Origin of the sequence: Cupriavidus sp. 2TAF22 (genome assembly GCF_052115045.1) — a bacterium.
Lineage (GTDB): Bacteria > Pseudomonadota > Gammaproteobacteria > Burkholderiales > Burkholderiaceae > Cupriavidus.
The window spans coordinates 410,948-435,867 of record NZ_JBFRFX010000002.1 but is presented as its reverse complement, the minus strand read 5'-3'; the positions used below and the strand labels follow the sequence as shown (position 1 = coordinate 435,867).

The 24,920-nt window shown below is 67.6% G+C and carries 22 protein-coding genes; 13 read left to right on the top strand and 9 right to left on the bottom strand.

From position 1 onward, the window contains the following. The first annotated feature begins 39 nt into the window (after positions 1-39). The 4 genes from hisN (at position 40) to ppk2 (ending at position 4,305) form a co-directional block, all read left to right on the top strand. On the top strand, positions 40-831 hold the full coding sequence (gene hisN / locus AB4Z48_RS04510; RefSeq protein WP_441612668.1) for a histidinol-phosphatase: 792 nt from the start codon (positions 40-42) through the stop codon (positions 829-831). Positions 832-920: 89 nt separating this feature from the next. Beyond that, the gene (locus tag AB4Z48_RS04505; protein WP_441612667.1) at positions 921-2,174 is read left to right on the top strand and encodes an Hsp70 family protein; all 1,254 of its coding nucleotides are present in this window, start codon (positions 921-923) and stop codon (positions 2,172-2,174) included. Positions 2,175-2,281: 107 nt separating this feature from the next. Next, positions 2,282-3,301, top strand: coding sequence for a transporter (locus tag AB4Z48_RS04500; protein WP_441612666.1), 1,020 nt, complete (start codon positions 2,282-2,284; stop codon positions 3,299-3,301). A gap of 86 nt (positions 3,302-3,387) precedes the next feature. After that, positions 3,388-4,305: a polyphosphate kinase 2 gene (gene ppk2 / locus AB4Z48_RS04495; RefSeq protein ID WP_441612665.1), complete on the top strand. Its 918-nt coding sequence runs from the start codon at positions 3,388-3,390 to the stop codon at positions 4,303-4,305. Positions 4,306-4,371: 66 nt separating this feature from the next. On the opposite strand, the gene AB4Z48_RS04490 is transcribed toward ppk2, so the two are convergent. Beyond that, positions 4,372-4,560, bottom strand: coding sequence for a DUF1289 domain-containing protein (locus AB4Z48_RS04490; RefSeq protein WP_441612664.1), 189 nt, complete (start codon positions 4,558-4,560; stop codon positions 4,372-4,374). After that, the gene (locus AB4Z48_RS04485) at positions 4,557-5,441 is read right to left on the bottom strand and encodes an alpha/beta hydrolase (RefSeq protein WP_441612663.1); all 885 of its coding nucleotides are present in this window, start codon (positions 5,439-5,441) and stop codon (positions 4,557-4,559) included. Before AB4Z48_RS04485 ends, AB4Z48_RS04490 begins: the two co-directional genes overlap by 4 nt. A 259-nt stretch (positions 5,442-5,700) precedes the next feature. Here AB4Z48_RS04485 and AB4Z48_RS04480 point away from each other — a divergent pair, with 259 nt between their 5' ends. The 3 genes from AB4Z48_RS04480 to AB4Z48_RS04470 all read left to right on the top strand — a co-directional run bounded on the left by AB4Z48_RS04480 (position 5,701) and on the right by AB4Z48_RS04470 (position 9,161). Continuing rightward, positions 5,701-7,014, top strand: a complete 1,314-nt coding sequence (locus AB4Z48_RS04480; RefSeq protein WP_441612662.1) for a cation:proton antiporter — start codon at positions 5,701-5,703, stop codon at positions 7,012-7,014. 128 nt (positions 7,015-7,142) lie between these two features. Further along, positions 7,143-8,822: a M30 family zinc metallopeptidase gene (locus AB4Z48_RS04475; RefSeq protein ID WP_441612661.1), complete on the top strand. Its 1,680-nt coding sequence runs from the start codon at positions 7,143-7,145 to the stop codon at positions 8,820-8,822. 21 nt (positions 8,823-8,843) lie between these two features. Then, the gene (locus tag AB4Z48_RS04470; protein ID WP_441612660.1) at positions 8,844-9,161 is read left to right on the top strand and encodes a DUF5818 domain-containing protein; all 318 of its coding nucleotides are present in this window, start codon (positions 8,844-8,846) and stop codon (positions 9,159-9,161) included. A gap of 96 nt (positions 9,162-9,257) precedes the next feature. Here the strand turns inward: AB4Z48_RS04470 and AB4Z48_RS04465 are convergent, their stop codons facing one another. Next, entirely contained in the window at positions 9,258-10,334 is a 1,077-nt protein-coding gene (locus tag AB4Z48_RS04465; protein ID WP_441612659.1) for a substrate-binding domain-containing protein, read from the bottom strand. A gap of 276 nt (positions 10,335-10,610) precedes the next feature. Here AB4Z48_RS04465 and AB4Z48_RS04460 point away from each other — a divergent pair, with 276 nt between their 5' ends. From AB4Z48_RS04460 to AB4Z48_RS04440, 5 genes are read left to right on the top strand one after another with little or no spacing between them, the layout of a single operon-like run. Further along, positions 10,611-11,117 carry a formate dehydrogenase subunit gamma gene (locus tag AB4Z48_RS04460; RefSeq protein WP_441612658.1) on the top strand — a complete coding sequence of 169 codons (507 nt, stop codon included), beginning with the start codon at positions 10,611-10,613 and terminating at the stop codon, positions 11,115-11,117. Further along, positions 11,114-12,691 (top strand): formate dehydrogenase beta subunit, encoded by a 1,578-nt coding sequence (locus AB4Z48_RS04455; protein WP_441612657.1) that lies wholly within the window; start codon positions 11,114-11,116, stop codon positions 12,689-12,691. The genes AB4Z48_RS04460 and AB4Z48_RS04455 overlap by 4 nt, the downstream gene beginning before the upstream one ends. A 47-nt stretch (positions 12,692-12,738) precedes the next feature. Continuing rightward, entirely contained in the window at positions 12,739-15,594 is a 2,856-nt protein-coding gene (gene fdhF / locus AB4Z48_RS04450; RefSeq protein WP_441612656.1) for a formate dehydrogenase subunit alpha, read from the top strand. Then, the gene (fdhD, locus tag AB4Z48_RS04445; protein WP_441612655.1) at positions 15,591-16,448 is read left to right on the top strand and encodes a formate dehydrogenase accessory sulfurtransferase FdhD; all 858 of its coding nucleotides are present in this window, start codon (positions 15,591-15,593) and stop codon (positions 16,446-16,448) included. Before fdhF ends, fdhD begins: the two co-directional genes overlap by 4 nt. Continuing rightward, on the top strand, positions 16,445-16,708 hold the full coding sequence (locus tag AB4Z48_RS04440; RefSeq protein WP_441612654.1) for a formate dehydrogenase subunit delta: 264 nt from the start codon (positions 16,445-16,447) through the stop codon (positions 16,706-16,708). Before fdhD ends, AB4Z48_RS04440 begins: the two co-directional genes overlap by 4 nt. Here AB4Z48_RS04440 and AB4Z48_RS04435 read toward each other — a convergent pair whose 3' ends face one another. The 6 genes from AB4Z48_RS04435 to AB4Z48_RS04410 form a co-directional block, all read right to left on the bottom strand. Continuing rightward, positions 16,709-17,182: an MgtC/SapB family protein gene (locus AB4Z48_RS04435; protein WP_441612653.1), complete on the bottom strand. Its 474-nt coding sequence runs from the start codon at positions 17,180-17,182 to the stop codon at positions 16,709-16,711. Positions 17,183-17,346: 164 nt separating this feature from the next. Then, positions 17,347-18,396 (bottom strand): hypothetical protein, encoded by a 1,050-nt coding sequence (locus tag AB4Z48_RS04430; RefSeq protein ID WP_441612652.1) that lies wholly within the window; start codon positions 18,394-18,396, stop codon positions 17,347-17,349. Positions 18,397-18,413: 17 nt separating this feature from the next. Continuing rightward, positions 18,414-19,466, bottom strand: coding sequence for a hypothetical protein (locus AB4Z48_RS04425; protein WP_441612651.1), 1,053 nt, complete (start codon positions 19,464-19,466; stop codon positions 18,414-18,416). Continuing rightward, positions 19,463-22,327, bottom strand: a complete 2,865-nt coding sequence (locus AB4Z48_RS04420; RefSeq protein WP_441612650.1) for a toxin VasX — start codon at positions 22,325-22,327, stop codon at positions 19,463-19,465. The genes AB4Z48_RS04425 and AB4Z48_RS04420 overlap by 4 nt, the downstream gene beginning before the upstream one ends. Continuing rightward, the gene (locus AB4Z48_RS04415; protein WP_441612649.1) at positions 22,324-23,268 is read right to left on the bottom strand and encodes a DUF4123 domain-containing protein; all 945 of its coding nucleotides are present in this window, start codon (positions 23,266-23,268) and stop codon (positions 22,324-22,326) included. Before AB4Z48_RS04415 ends, AB4Z48_RS04420 begins: the two co-directional genes overlap by 4 nt. Positions 23,269-23,601: 333 nt before the next feature. Further along, the gene (locus AB4Z48_RS04410) at positions 23,602-24,297 is read right to left on the bottom strand and encodes a transglycosylase domain-containing protein (protein WP_441612648.1); all 696 of its coding nucleotides are present in this window, start codon (positions 24,295-24,297) and stop codon (positions 23,602-23,604) included. A gap of 343 nt (positions 24,298-24,640) precedes the next feature. On the opposite strand from AB4Z48_RS04410, the gene AB4Z48_RS04405 reads away from it, so the two are divergent. Beyond that, complete coding sequence (locus tag AB4Z48_RS04405) at positions 24,641-24,895, top strand: RNA-binding protein (protein WP_441612732.1); 255 nt, start codon at positions 24,641-24,643, stop codon at positions 24,893-24,895. The last annotated feature ends 25 nt before the right edge of the window (positions 24,896-24,920 follow it).

The following is a 24,920-nucleotide window of genomic DNA, read 5'->3' as shown; positions in this document are numbered from 1 at the left end:
CCGGGGACAGCCCCCGCCGTACCGCACCAGGACCCCGAGATGCCTTTCACCGCCGAGCAACTGACCGAATACATGGACTTCGCGGGCCAGCTCGCGCAAGCGGCCGGCGCCGCCAGCCTGCCGTACTTCCGCAGCGCGCCCGCGGTGCAGGACAAGGGCGGCCGGCGTTTCGACCCGGTCACCGAGGCCGACAAGGCTGCCGAGCATGCCATGCGCGCCCTGATCCGGGCACGCTACCCCGAGCACGGCATCCTGGGCGAGGAGGAGGAGCGCGTGGCCGGCAGTTCGCCGCTGACCTGGGTGCTGGATCCGATCGACGGCACCCGGGCTTTTATCACCGGGCTGCCGCTGTGGGGTACGCTGATCGCACTCAACGACGGCCAGCGGCCGGTGCTCGGCGTGATGGACCAGCCCTTCACGCGCGAGCGCTTCAGCGGCGACGGGCGCGGCGCCTGGCTCAATGGCCAGCCGCTGCGCACGCGCCCTTGCGCGGACCTCGCGCAGGCCAAGGTGATGTGCACCACGCCGGAGATGTTCGAGGACGAGGCCCAGTTCGCGGCCTTTCGCCGCGTCGCGGATGCCGCCCGGATGCAGCGCTACGGGGGCGACTGCTACGCCTATTGCATGGTTGCCGCCGGCCACGTGGACGCGGTCGTCGAGGCGGGCCTGAAGCCATACGACGTGCAGGCGCTGATCCCGATCGTGCAGGGTGCCGGCGGCGTGATGACCAGCTGGAGCGGTGGCGATGCGCAGCACGGCGGCACCGTGGTCGCCTGCGGCGATGCGCGCCTGCACCAGCAGATACTCGCCCTGCTCAACGCGCCGGCCTGACCATCCCCGGGGCCGGCCGGACCGTTCGCTTGCCAGGAACGCGCTATGATTCAGGGCTTCATTTTTGCAGCAGGAAAGAAACAAGAAACATGACGTCAAACGCATGCGGCCTCGATTTCGGCACCTCCAATTCCACGGTGGGCTGGGTCCGTCCGGGCCAGGCCACGCTGTTGCCGCTCGAAGACGGCAAGCTGACGCTGCCCTCGGTGATCTTTTTCCATGCCGAAGACCCGCTGGTGAGCTACGGCCGCGCCGCGCTCGGCGATTACCTGGCCGGCTACGAGGGGCGGCTGATGCGCTCGCTCAAGAGCCTGCTGGGCACCTCGATGATGGAGGACAGCACCGAGGTGATGGGCCAGGCCATGCCGTTCCGCAAGCTGCTCGCGCATTTCATCGGTGAACTCAAGCAGCGTGCCGAGAGCGTCGCGGGCGCGCGCTTCGAGCAGGTCGTGCTGGGCCGCCCGGTGTTCTTCATCGACGAAGACCAGAAGGCCGACCAGCTTGCCGAGCAGACCCTGCGCGAAATCGCCGCCGACGCCGGCTTCAGGGACATCGAGTTCCAGTACGAGCCGATCGCCGCGGCCTTCGACTACGAAGCGACGATTTCCCGCGAGGAACTGGTGCTGGTGGCGGACATCGGCGGCGGTACCTCGGACTTCTCGCTGGTGCGCCTGTCGCCCGAGCGCGCCGGCAAGACCGACCGGCGCGGCGACATCCTCGCCAACGGCGGCGTGCATATCGGCGGCACGGATTTCGACAAGAGCCTGAGCCTGGCCAGCGTGATGCCCTTCCTCGGCCTGGGCAGCGAGCTGCGCAACGGCAAGGCGATGCCGTCGGGGCAGTACTTCGACCTGGCGAGCTGGCACACCATCAACCTGGTGTACACGCGCAAGGCGTGGTCGCACGTGATGGACAACTATCGCGACGCCGCCGACAAGGTCAAGCTCGACCGCCTGATCAGCCTGATCAAGCAGCGTGCCGGCCACTGGCTGGCGATCCAGGTGGAAGCGGCCAAGATCGCGCTGTCCGCCGAGCCGCAGACCGAGCTCGACCTGGGCCGCATCGCGCCGGGCGAGACCATGGCCATCAGCCGCGCCGACTTCGACCAGTCGATCGGCAAGCTGGTCGGCAAGACCGAGCAGACCGTGCAGGCCCTGCTGCGCGACGCCGGCGTGCAGGCCGATGGCATCGATACCGTGCTGTTCACAGGCGGCTCCAGCAGCGTGCCGCTGCTGCGCGAGCGGCTTTCCGAACTGATCCCGGGCGCGCAGCGCATCGAGGGCGACCTGTTCGGCGGCATCGGCTCGGGCCTGGCGCTGGACGCGCGGCGCAAGTTCGGCTGAACCCACGGGGCCGCGTGCGCCGGTCTCCGGCGCCGCCCGGCAGACCTCTGCCCCGTGTCATGCCGTCATGCTAATGTGCCGTTTTCGCGCAATCGAAGAGGCAATACATGCAAGCGGCTATCGTCGAAGCCGGCTACGGCTCCGATCCGGTCGGCCTGGTAAGCGGCTTCCGCTTCCCGCCGGGAAAGCCGGGCCAGCCCATCGACTCGGCCAGCGCATCCGCCTGGCTCAAGGCGCCGCCGCCTGGCGACGAATTCATCTGGCTGCACTTCAACCTCGCCCATAGCGCCTGCGAGCGCTGGCTCAAAGGGCAGATGGACCTGCCTGAAGGGTTTTTCGAGGCGCTGCGCGAGGGCTCCCGTTCCACGCGTATCGAACGCCTCGACGCGGCGCTGCTGGCCGTGGTCAACGACGTCATTTATAACTTCGGCGTCACTTCCACCGATATCTCCACGCTGTGGGCCTGCGCCGACCGCCGCCTGCTGGTGACGGCCCGCCTCAAGCCGCTGCGCTCGGTGGACCAGTTGCGCGCCTCGGTCAAGCAGGGCGAGCTGTTCAGTTCGCCGCTGTCGCTGCTGGTGCACTTGCTGCGCGACCAGGCCGACGTGCTGGTACGCATCGTGCGCGAAACCAGTGCCAACGTGGACCTGATCGAAGACCGCCTGCTGTCGCAGCGGCTGCAGGGCAACCGTGTGGAGCTGGGCTCGATGCGGCGCGGGCTGGTGCGGCTGCAGCGGCTGCTGGCGCCCGAGCCCGGCGCGCTGTTCCGGCTGCTGAACCGGCCGCCGGACTGGCTGCGCGAGGAGGACAGCCAGGACCTGCGCGAATCCACCGAAGAGTTCTCGCTGGTGCTCAGCGACCTGGCGGCGCTGGTCGAGCGCATCAAGCTGCTGCAGGAAGAAATCGCCGCCAAGCTAAACGAGCAGACCAACCGCACGCTGTTTACACTGACCCTGGTGACGGTGCTGGCGCTGCCCATCAATATCGTGGCCGGCTTCTTCGGCATGAACGTGGGCGGCATTCCGCTGGCGGACCACCCGCACGGCTTCTGGGTGCTGGTGGTGCTGGTGGCCAGCTTCACCGTGCTGGCCGGGCGCTGGGCGTTCCGCAAGCAGGAAGACTACTGAACGCCACCGGACGGCAGTGGCGCCCGTTCATACCGCCGTCACATGCTGCTGCTAGGCTGGCGTGCTGATGCGAAGAGGAGTGTGCGATGAGACCAGACGAGAGCGAGCTGATCCGGCGTATCCACCGCGAGGTGGCCGATCACTATGACGAAGAACTCGAACTGGAGCTGGAAGACCACCACGTCGACACGCTGTTCGGCGAAGGCGGCGGCGGCCTGGACGAAGAGGAGCGCGCTGCGCGCCGCGAGTATTTCCGCGAGCTGTTCCGCCTGCAGGGCGAGCTGGTCAAGCTGCAGAGCTGGGTGGTGGAGAGCGGCCACAAGGTCGTGATCCTGTTTGAAGGGCGCGACGCCGCCGGCAAGGGCGGCGTGATCAAGCGCATCACGCAGCGGCTCAATCCGCGCGTGGCCCGCGTGGCGGCGCTGCCCGCGCCCAACGACCGCGAGCGCACGCAATGGTATTTCCAGCGCTATGTCTCGCACCTGCCGGCCGCCGGCGAGATCGTGCTGTTCGACCGCAGCTGGTACAACCGCGCCGGGGTCGAGCGCGTGATGGGTTTCTGCACCGACGACCAGTACGAGGAGTTCTTCCGCTCCGTGCCGGAGTTCGAGCGCATGCTGGTGCGCTCGGGCATCCAGGTCATCAAGTACTGGTTCTCGATCTCCGACGACGAACAGAACCTGCGCTTCCTCAGCCGCATCCATGACCCGCTCAAGCAGTGGAAGCTCAGCCCGATGGATCTCGAGTCGCGCCGCCGCTGGGAGGACTACACGCGCGCCAAGGAGATCATGCTGGAGCGCACCCATATCGCCGAGGCGCCGTGGTGGGTGGTGCAGGCGGTCGACAAGAAGAAGGCGCGCCTGAACTGCATCCATCACCTGCTGCAGCAGATGCCCTACGTCGAGCGCGTGCAGCCGCCGGTGGTGCTGCCGCAGCGCGAGCGGCACGAGGACTACACGCGGCAGCCGGTGCCACAGGCCATGGTGGTGCCGGAGATCTACTGATCGCCGCCACGGCCGCGGCGGTGCCGACCGGCGCCACCACGTCCGTGGCGCCGCGCTTTCCCTGCCTCAGCCCTTCTTCCTGGCATCGCGCAGCGCCACCTCGCGCTCCGGCCTCGCGGCGATGATCTTCCTGCGCTTCTTCTTTTTCAGTTCCTTCCACGCCTTGCATTCCTTGCGCGTGCGCAGGCACCCCTTGCAGTAGCCGGTGGCCTCGTCGAACTTGCAGATCTTGATGCAGGGCGACGGCACGCTCATGGCGCGCTCCCGCATTCGGCACGGCGCAGCACGAAATCGGCCACATCGTCGCGCACCGGCGACAGCCAGTGCAGGGGATCGGAGAAGGCGCCGATCAGCAAGGTGTGCGAGAGCCGCGCGTAGCTGCGGTACTGCGTGGGCACGCCGCGCTGTTCCAGCCTGGCCGCCATCTGCGCCGAGTTGCGCTGCGGGTTGACCAGGCGGTCGCCTTCATCCACGCCGATGAAGGCGGCGGGCGTGCCCGCCCGCGCATAGTCGATCGGCTGCGAGCCGGCGGGGTAGTCGGGATGGTGGAACACGGGCCTGGCCTGCGGGTTCTCGATGGGCAGGAAATCGTAGGGCCCGGCCAGGCCGATCCAGCCGCGCAATTGTGCCGGGCTCATGTCGACGCCTTCCAGCCAGCGCGGATCGAGCGCCAGCATGGCGGCGTTGTAGGCGCCGGCACTATGGCCCATCACGAACAGGCGCTGCGGGTCGCCGCCATAGCTGGCGATCTCGCGCCGCGTCCAGGCGACCGCGCGCGCGTTGTCGGCCAGGAAATCGGGGTAGCCGACCTCGGGATAGAGGCGGTAGTCGGGAATCACGGTAAGGATGCCCCGCGCGGCCAGCGCGGCGGCGACGTAGGCATAGTCGGCCTTCTCGCCACTGCTCCAGGTGCCGCCGTAGAAGAACACCACCACCGGCGCCTTGCCGCCGCATGCCGGCTCGCGCGGCGCGTAGACGTCGAGCTTGCCCCGTGCGCCGCTGGCAAAGGGGACGCCGGCGCTCAGGGCATACGCCTTGCTTTGGGTTAATCCATTGAGCACATCCGCGGTGGAGCACGCGCCCAGACCGGCCAGCGGCAGCGCGAGCATCGGTGCAAGAAAACGTGTTGGTGACATGGGCCTGCCCTTTGCGCCGGTAATTTTTTCAAATGCCGCCGGCCATTCTTGCATGACGGCGGGCGCCGTGCATTGCCTGGCATGCTGCGGCGCGGCCATGGCCGCGTGCAATGGCGCGCTTGCGTATTGGTCTGCGCGGTGCGCCGCAATATGGATGCCCGCTGGATGCCCGCCCGCGAGCCGGCAACGCGCATCCGTCCGACCAATCCTGCGGATCCTGAATCCTGGCGATCCCGCAGAAGCCTCCGGAGGTACCCGCTTGCTTGGCACCTGGGCATGGGTCATCGGCGCGCTGCTGATCACCATGGGGCTGATCGGCTCGATGATGAAGCGCCTGCCGGTCTCGGCTTCCGCGCTGTACCTCGTGTCCGGTATCGCGCTCGGGCCGTCGGGGATGGGCCTGATCCGGGCCGACCTGGCCGACCGCGGGCATGCCGTGGTGCTGGAAACGATCACCGAGATCGCGCTGCTGGTCTCGCTGTTCGCGGTGGGGCTGCGGCTGCGCGTGCATCCGCGCGAGCGGATCTGGCGCATTCCCCTGCGGCTGGCCACGCTGGGCATGCTGCTGACCATTGCCATGCTGTATGCGATCGGCACGCTGCTCATGGGGCTGCCGGCCGGCGTGGCGCTGCTGCTGGCCGCCATCCTGGCGCCGACCGATCCGGTGCTGGCCTCCGATGTGCAGGTGGCTGACCCGCAGGACCGCGATCGCATGCGCTTCAGCCTGAGCGGGGAGGGCGGGCTGAACGATGGCGCCGCCTTTCCCTTCGTCATGCTCGCGCTCGGGCTGATGGGCGCGCGCGGGGCGGGCGGCACCTGGCAGCACTGGTTGTGGGCCGAGCTGCTGTGGGCCACGCTGGCCGGCCTGGCGCTGGGCTGGGGCATGGGCTGGCTGTGCAGCCGCGCGGTGCTGGCCTTGCGCAAGCGTCACGGTGGCGCGCTCGGCATGGAGAGCTTCTTCACCATCGGCCTGATCGGGACGGCCTACGGTGCGGCGCTGGCTGCACACAGCTATGGCTTCCTTGCCGTGTTCGCCGCCGGCCTGGCGATGCGGCATGTGGAGCATGCCGAGAACGTGGACACAGAGCCCAGCGAAGTGCTGGAGTCGGCCGCGCTGGTCGGCCAGGAAAGCACGGCGGTGCAGCACGACAAGGCTGCGGCCTACCTGGCGCATATCGTCGGCGAGTTCTCGCTGGATCTCGAGCGGCTTGCCGAACTGAGCGTGATGGTGCTGGTGGGCGCGCTGCTGTCGGCGCGGCTGCTGCGCTGGGAATACCTCGGCCTGGGGCTGGCGCTGATCCTGCTGGTACGCCCGCTGGCCGTGTATCTCAGCACCGCCGGGGCGGCGCTGCAGCCCGCCCAGCGCCGCCTGGTGGCATGGTTCGGCGTGCGGGGCATCGGCTCGGTCTATTACCTGGCATACGCCCTCGCGCATGGTGCCGATCCACGCCATGCCCTGCTGCTGGCCGACGCCACGCTGTGCGTGGTGGTGCTCTCGGTGGYGCTGCACGGCTCCTCGGCCACGCCGCTCATGGCCATGTACCGGCGCTGGCGCGGTGGCGGCGGCGGCTGACACGCCGGCGCCCAGCGCCACATGAGGCACATCCGGTACTAAAGCTCCGATCGGCGGATGCCGATATTGGCGTTGTCAATGCGCACGCCGAGGCTGCGCTGCCATCCCAGAAACGGAGCAAGAAGAGAATGTCGGACACCGGAATCCGCGCGCGCGCCAGCGTGATCGCATCACTCCTGGCCGCCGCGATGCTGGCGGCTTGTGGAGGTGGCGGGGGCGATGCGCCAGCTACCCAGGCGACGGCCAGCCCGCCCGTCGTCCCGGTTCCCTCGGTGCCGGCGCCGGCATTGGCCCCTGCGTGCAGCGGCTGTGGCGCGGTCGACGGCAGCAACTACGCGGGCAGCGGCACGGGAATCTGGGAGGCGTCCAACACCGCCGGCACCGCGGCCGACCTGTCGGTGGCCATCGGCGGAGTGAACGGCAAGGCTGTCACGCTGCTCTACACCAATGGCGCCACGGCCCAGCCCATGCCGGCGTTGTCGCTGTCGGTGATCCAGCCGGTGGTGGGCAACCTCTCGATTCAATCCGCGCAGGCCACGGGTTCGTCGCAAGACGAGCAGACCCTGCGCGACATATCCGAGTTCAACCGTTCGGGCTGGGCCGCGCTGGCGGGTACCAAGCACACCGCCAGCTTCTCCGGGATGGCGCCGCCGCCGCCGCAGGCCTCCGTGATCGGTGACGTGAAGAGCTGGTACCACACGGACGGCACGCGGCATTCGGCCACGCTCGAACGCAGCGTTCCCGGCCAGGACGGCACCATCGTCAACTTCTGGGTGGAGACCACGGAATGGACCCCGACCGGCAGCAAGATCAGCAACACCATCGTCGATTCGCTTGCGTCGGGCTTCGCCGGCGCCGGCGGCATCTATGACATGCTGACCTCGGTGGGCGGTCCGATGTGGGGGCCGCACAGCTACAGCAACCTGATTTCCGGCACCGGCCAGCCGGTCGATATCGTCATCCTCAACTTCGACAACAACAACACGCCGTACGGCACGGTGGGCTACTTCTGGGGCCTGCACAACCTGAAGAACACATCAGATGCGCGCAGCAACGAATCGCTGTCGCTCTACCTCGATTCCGAGACGCTCTACCTGGGCGGCGCCGAGGGCCTGAAGTCGATGAAGATGACCATGGCGCATGAAGGCATGCACATGCAGAATTTCTATCGCCGCGGCGTCAAGGCCGGCCCGCAGTACGCGTTCGATACCTGGCTGGAGGAGATGTCGGCGATGATGATGGAGGACTTCGCCAGCTATACCGTCGACGCCACCTTCAACGCGATCCGCGACGTGCGCTTTCGCGACTACGTGAGCTACGGCAACGGCAATTTCAATTGCAATCTGATGAGCTTCACCGGCTTCGGCGCAACCTGCGAGAGCTACTCGGTATCGGGCAGCTTCGGCGGCTTCCTCGACCGGCAGCTCGGCCTGGCCTTCTACAAGGACCTGCTCTCGCGCACCAGCAGCACCGATTCGAAGACCGTGCTCGACCAGTCCATCAAGACTGCGCGCGCGGATTCCGGCTTCGAGCAGGAACTGCTGCGCTGGAGCGTGACCAGCAATTCGCTGATGCCGGCGGCGTCCTCGCCGGCGCGCTTTGGCTACCCGGCCCGCGTCGAAGGCGGCTTCACCTTGCCGCTGATCGATCCGGACAAGTACCGCGCCACGCGCAAGCTGCCAGGCTCGGTAGCCCCCACGCTGCAGCCCTACGGCAGCTTCCCGGTGGTGCGCACCAACACCGGCGCCACGTTCAGCGAGACCGTGCGCATTCCGGCCGGCGCGACGTTGTCGGTGGTGGTGTACTGACAGGCCCGCACCGACCACGCCATGCACCGCATCCTGATCCTGATCGCCGCGCTCTGCGCCGTACTGGCGGCCTGCGTGCACGCGGTGCCGGCCGGGGGCGTGATCGCGCTCACCGGTAAGGTAATGGTCAAGGGAAGCGCCCTGTTCCAGCAGCCGATGCTGGTCACGGCAGACGGCGCGGTCTGGGTGCTGGACGCGCTTCCCGTGGAGCAGGCCCGGGCGCTGGGCAGCCGCGAGGTGACGGTCACCGGCGTGGTAGTGCGCCCAAACCAGCCGGGCACCTGGGCGCCGGCCATCCGTGTCGAGCGCCTGGAAGACACTTCCGGGGCTTTGCGCTAGCAGGGCAGAAGCGGCCCCCAATGGTGGCGCGGCGGCAGTCCGGTGGTCGCCCGATAGCCGCCCGGCGGCGGTCGCCGGCGAGCGCCTTGCACCGCCTCAGGGGAACGCCTCTTCCAGCGTCAGCACCGTACCCGTGAGGGTAGCGTCGTAGCCGGGCAGGGCATCCACCACCTGGCGGAAGCTGCCGCTGCGCAGTGCCGCCACGGCGCCGGCCAGCGCCGGGCTTTGCAGCCGCTCGCGCTCGATGGCGAAGAAATAGCGCTCCTTGAGCACCGGCACGAAATCCAGGCCGAATCGCCGCGCGGCGGTCTCCACGCCGAAACCCGCATCCGCCATGCCGCTGCCGATATAGGCCGCCACCGCCGCATGGGTGAATTCGCCGTTGCTGTAGCCCTCGATGCGGCTGCTGTCGATGCCGCGCGCCTCCAGGATCAGGTCCAGCAGCAGCCGCGTGCCCGAGCCGGTCTGGCGATTCACGAAGCGCACGTCGGGCCGGCACAGGTCGCCCAGGCTGGTGATCCGCTGCGGATTGCCTGGCCGCACGAAGATGCCCTGCGAGCGCACCGCCAGATGGATCAGCAGATGCGTCTCGGGCCGGATCCAGGTGGCGAAGCGGGCCAGTGTTCTTTGCTCGAACTCGCCGATCGGCACATGGAAGCCGGCGATGTCGCAGCCACCCTGGGCGAGCGCGGCCACCGCCTCGAGGCTGCCGCAATATTTCAGGTCGTGGCGCACCTGGTGCGCATCGAGGAAATCATGCAGGGCGGCTACGGCGAAGCCATGGCTGGCGTGCAGGCGCAACGCAGGCTCGGCGCGGTTCACCAGCTTCTTGAGCTCGATCTCCAGCTCCGATGCCAGGCTTTCCAGCGTGGGCGAGAGCCGCGCCGCAATGCGCTTGCTGGCCCACACCAGTTGCTGCGCCAGCGGCGACAGCGCAGTGCCGCGGCCGCGGCTCTTGGCGATCAGCGCGCCGCCGAACAGGGCTTCCGCGTCGCGCAGGATGCCCCAGGCATAGCGGTAGGACAGGCCGGCGGCCTGCGCCGACTGGCTGATGCTGCCGGTGCTKTCGATCAGGCCAAGCAAGGTCACCAGGCGCGAAACGTCCAGCGCCGGGCCGGCGCCGGAATCGTCGTCGCGGACCTGCAGGTGGGGCTCTATGGAAATGCGGATCATATGTGAAAAATAGCATATTGCTCGAATGCATCCAACTGCCTATAGTCCGCTCAAAGAGGCACTGAAAGCGGGAGGATGTCGCTCGAAGTGGCAGTGCAGCATGGCTGAAGCCCGCCGGACGGCCTCCAGATATGAAAAAAATAGCATATAAAGCGGTGGCTGCACGACGGTCGCCGCACCCCGCAGCAGATCCTGGCAAGACGCGCAAGCCAATGCGCCGCACCGTCTGCCGCCGGCCCTAACGCGCCGGCCCGTGCTGCTTCACCAGGAGATCCGATGTCCCTACCCGCCGCTGACGCCTTGCGCGAGCCGGCTCGCGCGCAGATCGCCGGCATCATCGCGGCGCGCCGCGACATGCCAGGCGCCTTGCTGCCCATCCTCCACGAGATCCAGGACGCGGTTGGCTATGTGCCGTCCGAGGTCCTGCCCGAGATCGCGCGCGCGCTGAACCTGTCGCGTGCCGAAGTCCACGGCGTGGTCACCTACTATCACGACTTCCGCGAGCGCAAGGCCGGCCGCCACGTGGTGCGCGTATGCCGCGCCGAGGCGTGCCAGTCGGTGGGCGGCGAGGCGCTGGCCGCGCACGCCGAGCGCGCCGTCGGCTGCGCGTTCCACGAGACCACCGCCAATGGCGAATTCACGCTCGAGGCGGTCTATTGCCTGGGGCAGTGCGCCTGCGGCCCGGCCGTGATGATCGACGGCAAGCTGGCCGGGCGCGTCACGCCGCAGCGCTTCGACGCGCTGCTCGCCGCTTGCGAGCGCAGCGCGGAGGTGCCAGCATGAGCGCCACCGCGACCGCTACGACTACCACTACCGTATTCGTCCCCTGCGATTCCAGCGCGCTCGCCATGGGCGCCGACGAAGTCGCGAACGCCATCGCGCGCGAGGCCGCGGCGCGCGGCGCCGCCGTGACGCTGGTGCGCAACGGCTCGCGCGGCATGTTCTGGCTGGAGCCGCTGGTGGAGGTGCAGACCGCGGCGGGCCGCGTGGCCTATGGCCCGGTTACGCCGGAAGACGTGCCGGCGCTGTTCGACGCGGGCTTGCTCGCCGGCGGCGCGCATGCGCTGGCGCTCGGGCTCACCGACGAGATTGCCTTCCTCAAGAAGCAGGAGCGCCTGACTTTCGCCCGCGTGGGCATCACCGATCCGCTCTCCCTGGCCGACTACCTCGCACACGATGGCTTTGCCGGCCTGACACGCGCGCTGGCGCTGGACGGCGCGCAGATCGTGCGCGAGGTCACCGATTCCGGCCTGCGCGGGCGCGGCGGCGCAGCCTTCCCCACCGGCATCAAGTGGCAGACCGTGCTGAACGCGAACTCGCCCGTCAAGTATGTGGTCTGCAACGCCGACGAGGGCGATTCCGGCACCTTCTCGGACCGCATGGTGATGGAAGGCGATCCCTTCATGCTGATCGAAGGCATGACCATCGCCGGCCTGGCGGTCGGGGCAGAGCACGGCTATATCTACGTGCGTTCGGAGTATCCGCACGCCATCGCCATGCTGGAGGCCGCCATCGACATCGCGCAGGCGGCCCGCTGGCTCGGCGAAGATATCCGCGGCAGCGGGCGGCGCTTCTGCCTGGAAGTGCGCAAGGGCGCCGGCGCCTACGTGTGCGGCGAAGAAACCGCGCTGCTGGAAAGCCTCGAGGGCAAGCGCGGCGTGGTGCGCGCCAAGCCGCCGCTGCCGGCGCTCGAAGGCCTGTTCGGCCAGCCCACCATCATCAACAACGTGATCTCGCTGGCCACCGTGCCGCTGATCCTGGCGCGCGGCGCGCAGTTCTACCGCGACTACGGCATGGGGCGCTCGCGCGGCACGCTGCCGTTCCAGCTGGCCGGGAACGTGCGCCAGGGCGGCCTGGTGGAGAAGGCCTTCGGCGTGACCCTGCGCGAGCTGCTGGAAGACTACGGCCAGGGCACGCGCAGCGGCCGTGCCATCCGCGCGGTGCAGGTGGGCGGGCCGCTCGGCGCCTACCTGCCGGTGTCGCGCCTGGACACGCCGATGGACTATGAGGCGTTCGCCGCCTTCGGCGCGGTGCTCGGGCACGGCGGCATCGTGGTGTTCGACGACACCGTGGACATGGCGAAGCAGGCGCGCTATGCGATGGAATTCTGCGCCATCGAATCCTGCGGCAAGTGCACGCCGTGCCGGATCGGCTCCACGCGCGGCGTGGAGGTGATCGACAAGATCATCGCCGGCGACCAGCCGGTCAAGCATGTGAAGCTGGTGCGCGACCTGTGCGACACCATGCTGGGCGGCTCGCTCTGCGCCATGGGCGGCATGACGCCGTACCCCGTGCTGTCGGCGCTCGACGCCTTCCCGGAAGACTTTGGCGTGGCCGTGCCCGCCAAGGCTGCCTGATGCCACTGAACCAGCAAGATACCAGCGAAGAAATGCGGGAGCCCGCCTTGAACACACGCAACGAAATCGACTTTGGTACGCCCCCCAGCGAGGCGCAGGAGCAGGTCACGCTGCAGATCGACGGGGTCGACATCACGGTGCCGGCCGGCACCTCGCTGATGCGCGCCGCCGTGCAGGCCGGCGTCAACGTGCCCAAGCTGTGCGCCACCGACAGCCTCGAGTCCTTCGGCTCGTGCCGCCTGTGCCTGGTCGAGATCGAAGGCCGGCGCGGCTATCCGGCCTCATGCACCACGCCGGCCGAAGCCGGCATGAAGGTGCGCACGCAGAGCGACAAGCTGGCCGACCTGCGCCGCGGCGTGATGGAGCTGTACATCTCCGACCACCCGCTGGACTGCCTGACCTGTCCCACCAACGGCAACTGCGAGTTGCAGGACATGGCCGGCGTAGTGGGCCTGCGCGAAGTGCGCTATGGCTACGACGGCGCCAACCACCGCGCCGAGGCCAAGGACGAATCCAACCCGTATTTCACCTACGATCCTTCCAAGTGCATCGTGTGCAACCGCTGCGTGCGCGCCTGCGAGGAAACGCAGGGCACCTTCGCGCTCACCATCAGCGGGCGCGGCTTCGACTCGCGCGTGACGGCGGGGCAGGGCGGCAGCTTCATGGAGTCGGACTGCGTGTCGTGCGGGGCCTGCGTGCAGGCCTGCCCCACCGCCACGCTGGCCGAGACCTCCATCATCCGCATGGGCCAGCCCGAGCACAGCGTGGTCACCACTTGCGCGTACTGCGGCGTGGGCTGCGCCTTCAAGGCCGAGATGAAGGGCAATGAAGTGGTGCGCATGGTGCCGTACAAGGACGGCCAGGCCAACGAAGGCCACTCGTGCGTGAAGGGGCGTTTCGCCTGGGGCTACGCCACCCACAAGGACCGCATCCTCAACCCGATGATCCGCGCGAAGATCACCGACCCGTGGCGCGAAGTCTCGTGGGAAGAGGCCATCGCCTACGCCGCTTCGCAGTTCAAGCGCATCCAGGCCGAGCATGGCCGCGACTCCATCGGCGGCATCGTCTCGTCGCGCTGCACCAATGAAGAAGGCTACCTGGTGCAGAAGCTGGTGCGCGCCGCCTTCGGCAACAACAACGTCGATACCTGCGCGCGGGTCTGCCACTCGCCCACCGGCTACGGCCTCAAGCAGACGCTCGGCGAATCGGCCGGCACGCAGACCTTCCGTTCGGTCGAGAAGTCCGACGTCATCCTGGTGATGGGCGCCAACCCGACCGACGGCCACCCGGTGTTCGCCTCGCGCATGAAGAAGCGCCTGCGCGCCGGCGCGAAATTGATCGTGATCGACCCGCGCCGCATCGACCTGGTCGATTCGCCGCACGTGCGCGCCGACTACCACCTGCAGCTGCGCCCGGGCACCAACGTCGCCGTGGTCACCGCGCTGGCCCACGTGATCATCACCGAAGGGCTGGCGGACGACGCCTTTATCGCCGAGCGTTGCGAGGACCGAGCGTTCCAGCAATGGCGCGACTTCGTCAGCCTGCCGGAGAACTCGCCCGAAGCCATGGCGGAGGTCACCGGCATCCCGGCCGGGCAACTGCGCGGCGCCGCGCGCCTGTACGCCACCGGCGGCAACGCCGCGATCTACTACGGCCTGGGCGTGACCGAGCATGCGCAGGGCTCCACCACCGTGATGGGCATCGCCAACCTGGCCATGTGCACCGGCAACATCGGCCGCGAAGGCGTGGGCGTGAATCCCCTGCGCGGGCAGAACAACGTGCAGGGCTCGTGCGACATCGGCTCCTTCCCGCACGAGCTGCCGGGCTACCGCCATGTGTCGGACTCGACCACGCGCGGCCAGTTCGAGGCGGCCTGGAACGTGGAGATCAATCCGGAGCCGGGCCTGCGCATCCCCAATATGTTCGAGGCCGCGCTGTCGGGCAGCTTCAAGGGCCTGTACTGCCAGGGCGAGGACATCGTGCAGTCCGACCCGAACACGCAGCACGTGGCGGCGGCGCTGTCGGCGATGGAATGCATCGTGGTGCAGGACATCTTCCTCAACGAGACCGCCAAGTACGCGCACGTGTTCCTGCCGGGCTCGTCCTTCCTCGAGAAGGACGGCACCTTCACCAACGCCGAGCGCCGCATCTCGCGCGTGCGCAAGGTGATGCCGCCCAAGGCGCGCTACGCCGACTGGGAAGCCACCGTGCTGCTGTCCAATGCGCTGGGCTACCCGATGGAGTACACCCACCCGTCGCAGATCATGGACGAGATCGCGCGGCTCACGCCGTCCTTCCATGGCGTCAGCTATGCGCGCCTGGACGAGCTCGGCAGCATCCAGTGGCCGTGCAACGAGGCCGCGCCAGACGGCACGCCCACCATGCACATCGGCAGCTTCGTGCGCGGCAAGGGCAAGTTCATCATCACGCGCTACGTGCCCACCACCGAGCGCGTCAACCGCGCCTTCCCGCTGATCCTCACCACCGGGCGCATCCTCTCGCAATACAACGTGGGCGCGCAGACGCGCCGCACCGAGAACGTGATGTGGCACGACGAGGACCGCCTGGAGATCCATCCGCACGATGCCGAGGAGCGCGGCATCAAGGACGGTGACTGGGTCGGCGTGCAAAGCCGCGCTGGCGAGACCGTGCTGCGCGCCATCGTCAGCGAGCGCATGCAGCCGGGCGTGGTCTACACCACCTTCCACTTTCCCGAGTCGGGCGCCAACGTGATCACCACCGACAACTCGGACTGGGCCACCAACTGCCCCGAGTACAAGGTCACGGCGGTGCAGGTGATGCCGGTGGCGCAGCCGTCCGAATGGCAGCGCCAGTACCAGGATTTCAACGCGCAGCAGTTGCGCCTGCTGCAGGCGGCCAGCGCGGAGGCTGGCCCGGCATGACCGCGATCCGCTCCGGCGCGGGATGGGCGCCCGGCGATGCCGAGCCGCCCACCCATAGCACCTTCGAGGTCGGGCGCAGCCGCCTGGGCCTGGTTGCGCTGGAGGCCGACGAACTGGCCGAGGAAGTGCCGGTCGCGCTCGAGTACAACGGTATCTCGCACGCGGTGATGCTGGCGTCCCCGGCCGACCTGGATGACTTCGCGCTTGGCTTCAGCCTGAGCGAAGGCCTGGTGGCCAGCCCGCGCGACATCTACGAGATCGACACCGAGGTGGGCTGCGACGGCATCACCGTGCGCCTGCGCATCGCCGCCGAAGCGTTCGCGGCCTTCAGGGAGCGGCGCCGCGCCATGACCGGCCGTACCGGCTGCGGCCTGTGCGGCACCGAATCGCTGCAGGAAGTCATGCGCGCGCCGGCGCCGGTCAGCAGCAGCGCCAGCTTCAGCGGCGCCGCGTTGTATGCCGCCTTCGCGCAGCTGCAGACGCGCCAGGAACTGCTGCGCCACACCGGCTCCACCCACGCCGCCGCCTGGCTGCGCCCCGACGGGCAGGTCGGCCTGGTGCGCGAAGACGTGGGCCGCCACAACGCGCTGGACAAGCTGATCGGCGCGCTGGCGCGCGGCGGCGAGGACATCGCGCGCGGCGCCGTGCTCGTGACCAGCCGCGCCAGCTATGAAATGGTGCTCAAGACCGCCAGCGCCGGCGTCGGCCTGCTCGCCGCGGTGTCCGGCCCCACCGCGCTCGCGGTGCGCCTGGCGCAGGAAGCCGGCGTCACCCTGGCAGGCTTCGTGCGCGACGGCCGCCACGTGGTCTATACCCATCCCCAACGCCTGCAGGACAGGACGGAACAGGCATGAACACGGACAACCTCGTCAAGATGGCGAACCAGATCGGCAGCTTCTTCGAAGCCATGCCGGACCGGGAAGAAGCGCTCGCGGACATCGCCTCGCATATCAAGCGTTTCTGGGAGCCGCGCATGCGGCGTGCGCTGCTGGAGCTGCTGGATGGCGGCGGCGCCACCGGCCTGGACGACATTGTCGTGCAGGCCGTGACGCGCCACCGCGCCTTGCTTGCGGTGACGCTGCGGAAGTCGGAGCAGCAGGCCGAGCACCAGTGATCAGCCGCGCTTCCAGCGCTGCAGGATTTCCAGGATCGCCAGCGTGAACAAGGTGGCGAATACGGCCGTGGCGTCGCGCCCCAGCCCCGCCGCCACGCCGATGGCGGCCACCATCCAGATGCTGGCCGCCGTAGTCAGGCCCTTGATGCTGCCCTCGTCATTGAGCTTGATGATGGCGCCCGCGCCCAGGAAGCCGATGCCCGAGGCCAGGCCCTGGAGCACCCGGCTCATGTCGGCCAGTGGCACGCCCGCCTGCAGCGGCACCAGCACGAACAGCGCCGAACCGAGCGACACCAGCATATGCGTGCGCAGGCCTGCGGCCTTGCCGGACGTCTCCCGCTCGTAGCCGATCAGGCCGCCGAGGATCACCGCCACCGAGAGCCGGATCAGGATCCGCGTGGCTTCCTTGATGTCGGGCACGTCGGCGAATTCCGCGCGGAAGGTGCCGTAGATGTCGGTCCAGAGGGATTCCATTTTCTGCTGCCTGGCGGGCCGGGAGTCATTCCAGCGTAGCAGGCGCCGCGGGCGGGCGGGATCGGAGTTTGGCTGACATCGCGGCTCGGAGGGGGCGGGCGGGGTGCTGCAGCGTAAGCACGGACTCGCGCGGTCGAGCTGCATGGCCCGCGCGGCGCATGCCATCACGACGACTGCCTGCCCATGGGGATCTCCTTGCCCTTGCAGTCGACGAAGACGATGCCCTTGCCCATGCCGGCATAACGGTAGTAGACCGTGGTGCGTGACTTGACCGGCGTGGTGTCGTAGCCGGACAGGTCTGCACCAGGTGCGCAGAGCCGTTCGACCTCCTCGGGCCACTGGAACTGGCGGGCCTTGTGGGCGATCCAGCGGTCGACCAGCGGGCCGGCCGCGAACCAGTAAGCCCATCGGCTGGGGGAGAACCATTTGGCCAACGGCCCTTTACGGTCGGGCATGAAGCCACTCGGCTTGCGCACTTGCCCTGCGGCGATGGCTTCGGGGTGCGGCTGGACGGCGTCAAAGCCAAGCTCCATGTAGCGGCGTATGAATTCGAGGCGTTCCAGGCAACGGCCGAAGGTGGCGGAGTCCACGACATCGAAAGCGCCACCGACCGTGTAAGGCCGATCCCGTAGCGCGCGCTGGAAGGTGATGGGGTCCCAGTGCGTCAGTTGGTCGTAGGGCACAGGGAAGCAGAGGCGAAGTCGGTAGTCGGTGCCGAGTTCGACGAAGGGAGCTACCTCGCGCCAAGGCAAATGCACGACGCGATGGTCATGTGTTACGACGTGGACCAATTGTGCTTGGTGATTGAATCGCTGCCTGCTGTTAGCGCTGACGCCGCCAGCCCAAAGGAAGAACCATGCGATCAGCCCGAAAGGGATGCAGGCCAGAAGTCCCAGCAGCAAGTCCGTCGCGCTCTTGACTTCGCCGAACAAAGGGGCAAGCACGAGGACGGAAAACAGCGCGAAGGTGAACCCGCCCATTGGCAAGTACACGACGAAGTTGATTTCGCCTTCCATATCCGGTTCCAGATAGCGCGCATTGAACAACTCGCTGTCCGACAGATCATCGCTGAACCAGAGATCGCCGGGGTACATGGCGTAGCGGATATCCGGCAGCCGGCTGAAATCGTTGCGCTCGTCAAGCACTCCGCATCGCCGCTCGAAATCGGCTTTGGGATCGCCCGGCGGAAAAGACGTGTTCTGAGTCTGGCTCACGGGCAATGACTCCTCCATCATGATGACCGCCCGGCGAGACGGATCTCCTTGCCATTGCGGTCGACGAAGACGATGCCTTTGCCCATGCCGGCATAACGGTAGTAGACCGTGGTGCGTGACTTGACCGGCGTGGTGTCGTAGTCGGACAGGTCTGCACCGGGTGCGCAGAGCTGTTCTACCTCCTCGGGCCACTGGAACTGGCGGGCCTCGCGGGCTAGCCAGCGGTCCACCAGCGGGCCGGCGGCGAACCAGTAAGCCCATCGGCTCGGGGAGAGCCATTTGGGCAGGAGCCTATTGCGCTCGGGCGGGAAGCCGCTTGGCTTGCGCGCCAGCCCCGACGCGACGGCCTCGGGATGCGGTTGCACCGCGTCGAAGCCATGCTCCATGTAGCGGCGGATGAATTCGAGGCGTTCGATGCAACTGCCGAAGCTGGCTGCATCGGAATCATCGAAATGGCCGCCGATCATCTGAGGCCATTTCAGAAATAGGCGTCTGAAGGTAATGGGTGTCCAATGTGACAGTTGGCCATAGGGGACGGGGAAACATAGGCGAAGTCGATAGTCATTGCCAAACAGAACATAAGGTCTGACATCACGCCATCGTAGAGACACGACGCCTTTGTCGTAAGTCGTAACATGAACCAATTGGGCTTGGCGATTGAATCTCACTCTCGTACCAGGGCCACTCCCCATCCACAGAAATCCCCACGTGAACAGGCCGAACGGGATGCAGTTCAGGAGTGCGAACAATAACTCCAGGCCACTCTCTATTTCCCCCGAAAGCGGAAGCATTACCAGCACTGTGAACAGAGCAAAGTTGAATATTCCCGTCGCCAGGTACATGTAGAAATTGACTTCTCCCCGCATGTCGGGCTCCAGATAGCGCTCGTTGAAGAGGGCGCCGTCGGACAGGTCATCGCTGAACCAGAGATCGCCGGGATACATTGCGTAGCGGATATCCGGCAGCCGGCTGAAATCGCTGCGCTCGTCGAGCAGGGCGCATTGCCGCTCGAAATCCGCCTTGGGGTCGGCAGGGGGAAACGTGATTTCCGGCGTTTCGTGGTTGTTCACAGCCAGTTGCTCTCCGCCAGGATGAAGTCGGGATCGGTAAAGCCGTTCGGCCGGTATTCCACGGCCGTCTTGCCTAGCACGGTGTCCGAGGTGATGGTCAGGTAGCCCACGCCGTCGACCAGCTTGATCTGTCCCGGGTCTTCGTGCGTGACCATGCGGCCGGCGGGGTGCTGCAAGTCGGCAGCGTGCTGCTGCGTGACCTTGTAGTGGCTGATCTGCGGGCGCCAGCCCGGCAGGGCGACGGTGATGGTGCGCGCATCGGCGGGCAGCCCGGGGCCGTGGATGATCTGCCCTATCGGCGTGGCGGCGCCAAGTACCTTGAGCACGGCGATGTCGGTTTCGATATGCGGTTGCAGGAACAGGCGGTAGTACTCGCGCAGTTCTTCCACGTCGTCGGCGAAGGGCGGAGCGGGCGTGGTGCTGAAATACGCGTTGTTCTTGCGGTTGCCCCAGGTACTGCGGGCGATCCACGCGGTGATCTTGGCTTCGTCGGCCACGTGATCGTGCCAGGAGCGGCCGACCATATAGATGGCTTCCGCTGCGAGCAGGAACCAGCCGATGGGGCCGCTTCCGGCGCGAGCAACAGCGACCGGGCCTCGCACGGTAGCAAAGCGAGAGGCCTGCATGTACACAAGCGTATCTACCATCAGATCTAACTTGCCCAGTAGTTGCAGGCCACCAACACCGGCGATAACCGCCTGCAAAATACCTGTGGCAGCGCTAATTGCTGCGGCATCCCCTTGCTCGGTGGCAGCTGCACCAACGACCCCATCCTTGATCGCCATCACTGCCGCCGCCCCCGCCGCAATCCCGATCGCCCACCGCTCGAATCCCCTGGCAATAGCATCCAACGCTTCGGCCGCCCTGGTATCCCCACGCAACCGTGCCTGATCGCGCAGCTTTTCGTAATACGCGCGGCTCAGGCCGGCTTGCCCGGCGCCGATGCCCAGCAGCTTGCCGCCGGCATCGAGCGCATGGGCAAAAGTGAGGCCGTCTTCCTTGCCCAAGGCCTTGAATGCAGCGCCTGCGCTATAGGCGGAAGCAAACAGCGCCACGCCGCTCAGCCCGATCCTGGCGTTGTGCCAGAAGCGCAGGCGCCCGCCAAGTTTTCCGATGGCGTGCTGTTGCGCCGCCACGCCCTGTGTGTCATAGACGTCGATGAGCGCATGCGCGGCCTGCGCCGCTGTCTGGGGCCGGAAGCCGTTGATGCCGTGCTGTCCGGTCTGCTTGCGCAACCATTCGCCGATGCCGTCCAGCGGTATCTCGTGGAGCCGGGCCACTTCGCCATCGAGTACTTCCATGATGGGGCGGTAGACACTGGTCCAGTAGGCATGCGGGGATTTCAGCCTGCCGGCGGAGACGAGCGCGCCGATCATCAGGCTGAGTTGCTGGGAGGCGCCATCGGGCGGCAGCCTGCCCAGCAGTTCCTGCAACGGTTTGAGCATCGGGTCGATGGCGAGGCGGCGCACCTGTCCCGCCGCCTTGCCCACGTACTTGGCCATGTCGGGGTGGCCCATGATGGCGTACTTGAGCAGGCCGGCGGGACCGTCCGGGGTGACTTGCGCGGCGAGATGGTCATTGCCGGGCTTGCACTGGATCAGGCCGGGCAGGATTTGCCCGACCAGGCAGCGCAGGTCCAGCGCGGCGGTGTCGTCGCCGGCATCGTGCGTTGCCACGATCAGGTCGAAGCGGGCCTTCTGCGCCTGGTACACCGACCACAGGTCCGTTGCGGCAACCGTGACCTGCCTGACGAACTGGTCGCGCTGCCCGGGATGGTCCTTAGCGAAACGCAGGCGTTCGTCTTCCCTGGCAAACGCGAGCCGCCCGGCCCTGGCGGCCAGGCCGGCCTGGTAGGCGCGATCGCGCGCGGCATTGGCCGCGCCGCCGCCGCTGCCGGGCGGCATGGCGCTGCCGACGGGGTCGTCCCGCAGTGCCTTCAGTTCGGCCTGTCGGGCGGCCTGCGCGCCCAGTTGGTCGACCAGGCTGGACACGCGCAGCTTGCGCCCGGCTTCGGCCGAGTAGGCGTTGAGTTCGTCCAGCCGCGCGTTGACGAGGAAGTTCAGTTCGCTGAGCATGCCGGCGAGGTCGTGCACGACCACCGCCAGCGGCACGATGTCCGTGCGCGGCATGCGTGCCACGTACATGGCATTGAGGATGGACTGGCATTCGCCGGCATCGGGCCGGGTCTCGCTCCAGGCGAAGACGCTGGGCTTGCCTTGCAGGCGGGGTTGCAATTCGTGCACCTGGGTCAGCCAGGCGGCATCGAAGGCATGCCGCTGGCCTGCGCCCTGCGCGGCCTTGATGCCGGTGGCCAGCATCGAGCGCAGCCCGCCCTCGTCCTTCTCGATCCGCCACAGGGCGGCATGGGTGAGGATGGTGTCGCTGACCAGCACAAAGGCCGTGCCGTCCCTGGCGTCGTGCGGCGCCAGCAGGTAGCGCACGGCGCCCGATTCGTCGGGCCGTGCGGCGCGGCCGGGGGCATCGCCGTCGTAGTCGGCCTGGGTCCACCAGATGTGCGCGAAACGGATGTCGTCGGTGACCTGGTAGTGCCGGGTCCACATGCGCCCGTCCCGGAAGAAGCACAGGTAGACGTAGCTGCGCGGACGCAGGACGCGCAGGCCGTAGCCTTTGCCGCCCACCAGCGCGGGATAGCCGGCCAGGCTGAGCGTGGCGAGGCCTTCTCCGATGAACGGGGTTTCCTTCCCGGCGGGGTCGAGGACCTTGCCGGCTACGCCGTAACGCAGCGGGTAGAGCGGGATACCGTGCTCGCACGATGGCGGCGAGATAGCCTTGCCTACGCGCTTGGCGCTGGCGTGGGGAGGCTGCAATGCCCTGGGGCATCGCGCGGTGGCGGCGGTCATGTCGATGGTCCCTTTTCCGGGATGGGTGAGATCCGGCGCAGGCGGTCTTCCAGGGCATGCAGGCGCTGCAGGCCTGCCATGTGTCGCTGTGTCAGGCCGGCGCGCAGTTCGGCGTCGGTCGCGAAGGGCGCTTGCGGATAGGCCAGGCGCAGCGCCATGTAGTGGCGCACGTCGCGCTCCAGGGTCAGCGCGAGTTTTTCCGCTTCCGTGGCGAACGCCGTGAGCTGGCGACACAATTCCTGTTGGTTTGCGGGATCGGCGAAGGCGGCGTGGAGCCGGGTGAAATGGCGCACGTTGTCGCGCATGAACCAGGCGTGGCTGGCGTGGCCGAGCGCGGCCTCGTCTTCGGATGTCAGCGCGACGTGGTGGCGGGGCGACAGTGCGGGGGCGTGCGCGTCGGGGTTGTCGGCGCACAGCCATTGGCCGCCTTGTTCCTCTGGCGTGCGCCACACGAGGGTCTGGATCGGGCCCAGTGTCTCGGCCAGGCGCGGGGCCGGCAGGCCCTCGCAGAGTTCTTCCAGCGCGCGCGGGGCGCCGAGGCTGTAGAAGAGAGGCAGGCCATCGGCAGCGATCAGCTGATGCAGTTGCTGCAGGTGGCCGAGCAAGCCGGCGTCATCGTCCCGGCTGAATAGCAGCAAGCCTGCCTGGCGGGGTGCCCAGTGCGCCAGAAAGTGTTCCAGTAGCGCTTTGTCCAGCGGTACCAGCAGGGGCCCGTGACGATAGCCGGGTGGCTGGTATTCGCGTTCCGTCTCGCGCCATATCCATTGATGATCGAAGCGTCCGGTGATGGCGCGGACTTCGGCTTCCAGGTCCGCATTCTCCGCGCCGTCGAGCCATAGCCAGCGGCGCGGCATGTCCGGCATGTCGTGCCAGGCGGGTTCCTGCACGCCCCGTACTCGCTGGCGCGGCCAGCCCGCCAGCGTTTGGCCGCCGGCGGTCACGCCCGCTCCTCGTTCCGTGGCCGGATGTCGCCGTGGCCGTGTCCCCGGCGGTGCAGCATGCGGCAGGGCAGGCTGCGAGGCGCGGGCGCGGTGAATGCGAAGTCAGCTTCGTCGCCAGCGGCGACAGCGAAGCGCGGATCGGATTGGCGTGGCATGGGAGACCTCCGTGCAATGCGGCGACATTGCATGTTGGTGGAGATCTCTTTGCCTGGGTGTCAGACGAATCCGCTTATCGATGGGGATGTTTCCCGGTGCCGATGTGACATGCCGCAAGGCGGCTCTTGCCTCGGTGCGCAGGCCGCGGCATGCCCCAAGGCCGCGGCGCCGGCGGTCCTACTTCAACCTCAACGGCTCCAGCAGCGCCGCGTCGTACTGCCCGCGATCGATGCGGCCGAGTTCGAACATCCGCAGCAGGATATAAGCCTGCCGCTGCCGCGCGCGCCGCGGGTTGACCACCGGGTTGTTGGCCGAGGGCGCCTTCGGCAGCCCCGCCAGCATCGCGCACTCGGCCAGCGTCAGTTGCCCCACAGGCTTGCCGAAATACACCTCGGCCGCCTCGGCGAAGCCATAGGCGCCCTGGCCGAGGTAGATCTTGTTCATGTACAGCTCGAGGATCTCGTCCTTGCGCATCGCATGTTCGATGCGGTAGGACAGCAGCACCTCGTATAGCTTGCGGGTATAGGTCTTCTGGCGCGACAGGAAAAAGTTGCGCGCCACCTGCATGGTGATGGTGGAGGCGCCTTGCGAGAGCTCGTCGGACAGGTTAGCCACGCCGGCGCGGATCACGCCGACATAGTCGATGCCGTCGTGCAGGTAGAAGCGCTCGTCCTCGATGGCGACCACCGCCTGCGTCAGCGCGGGCGGCAACTGGCCGATGGGGACGTAGCCGGGCGACTGCCGGAACGCGGCAAGCGCATCCAGCGTGGGAAGCTGGCGCTGGGCCACCAGTACCGCCAGCGTGCCCAGCAGGGCTGCGCCGAGCACCAGCAGCAGCACCAGCTTGATGAAGTTTGACCAGAGACGATTCATGGGCCGTATTGTGCCAGCACGCGGCGCATTGCAGCCGTGCGCGCGGTCCATCGGCCGTGTCGGCCGCGTGAGCCAGGTCGTCCGGCAGCGGCAGCGCGAGGATGGCCTTGGGAATTATCCCGCTGCCCGGCGCCGCCTGTCGAGGCCGGTCCGATGCGTCCATGACGCTGGTCAAAGAGTCGGTTCGCGCGTGGATTTCCCGCGTGCATTTCGGTGTCACAACTTGTGACCATTGCGCGGCAATGGGCTGGCGGGCGTCACATGCCGCGGGCCAGTGCGTCGCGCGCCGCAATGCATGCCGCGGCACACCGCACGCGGCGATCTGAAGATATTGGAGCGCATGATGAAGATTTTAGTGATGGGCCTGCGTGCTGGCGTTGACGCGGGCCGGCTGCGCGAAGCCCTGGCTGCCCATGTGCGCGTCAGGGATGTGGAGCTGATCTGCGACGGCGATCGCGCCCATCCGTGGGCCTGGGTCGACCTGGATCTCGACGATGTCGATCCCATGAGTGTGTGGAAACTGGTGGCAAGGCTCGATCACCGTTATATTGCTGGCTGCCATACGCGCTGGCATGTGCCCGCGCACCGCGCGCGCTGATGCGCGCGGATCATATTCAGGATAA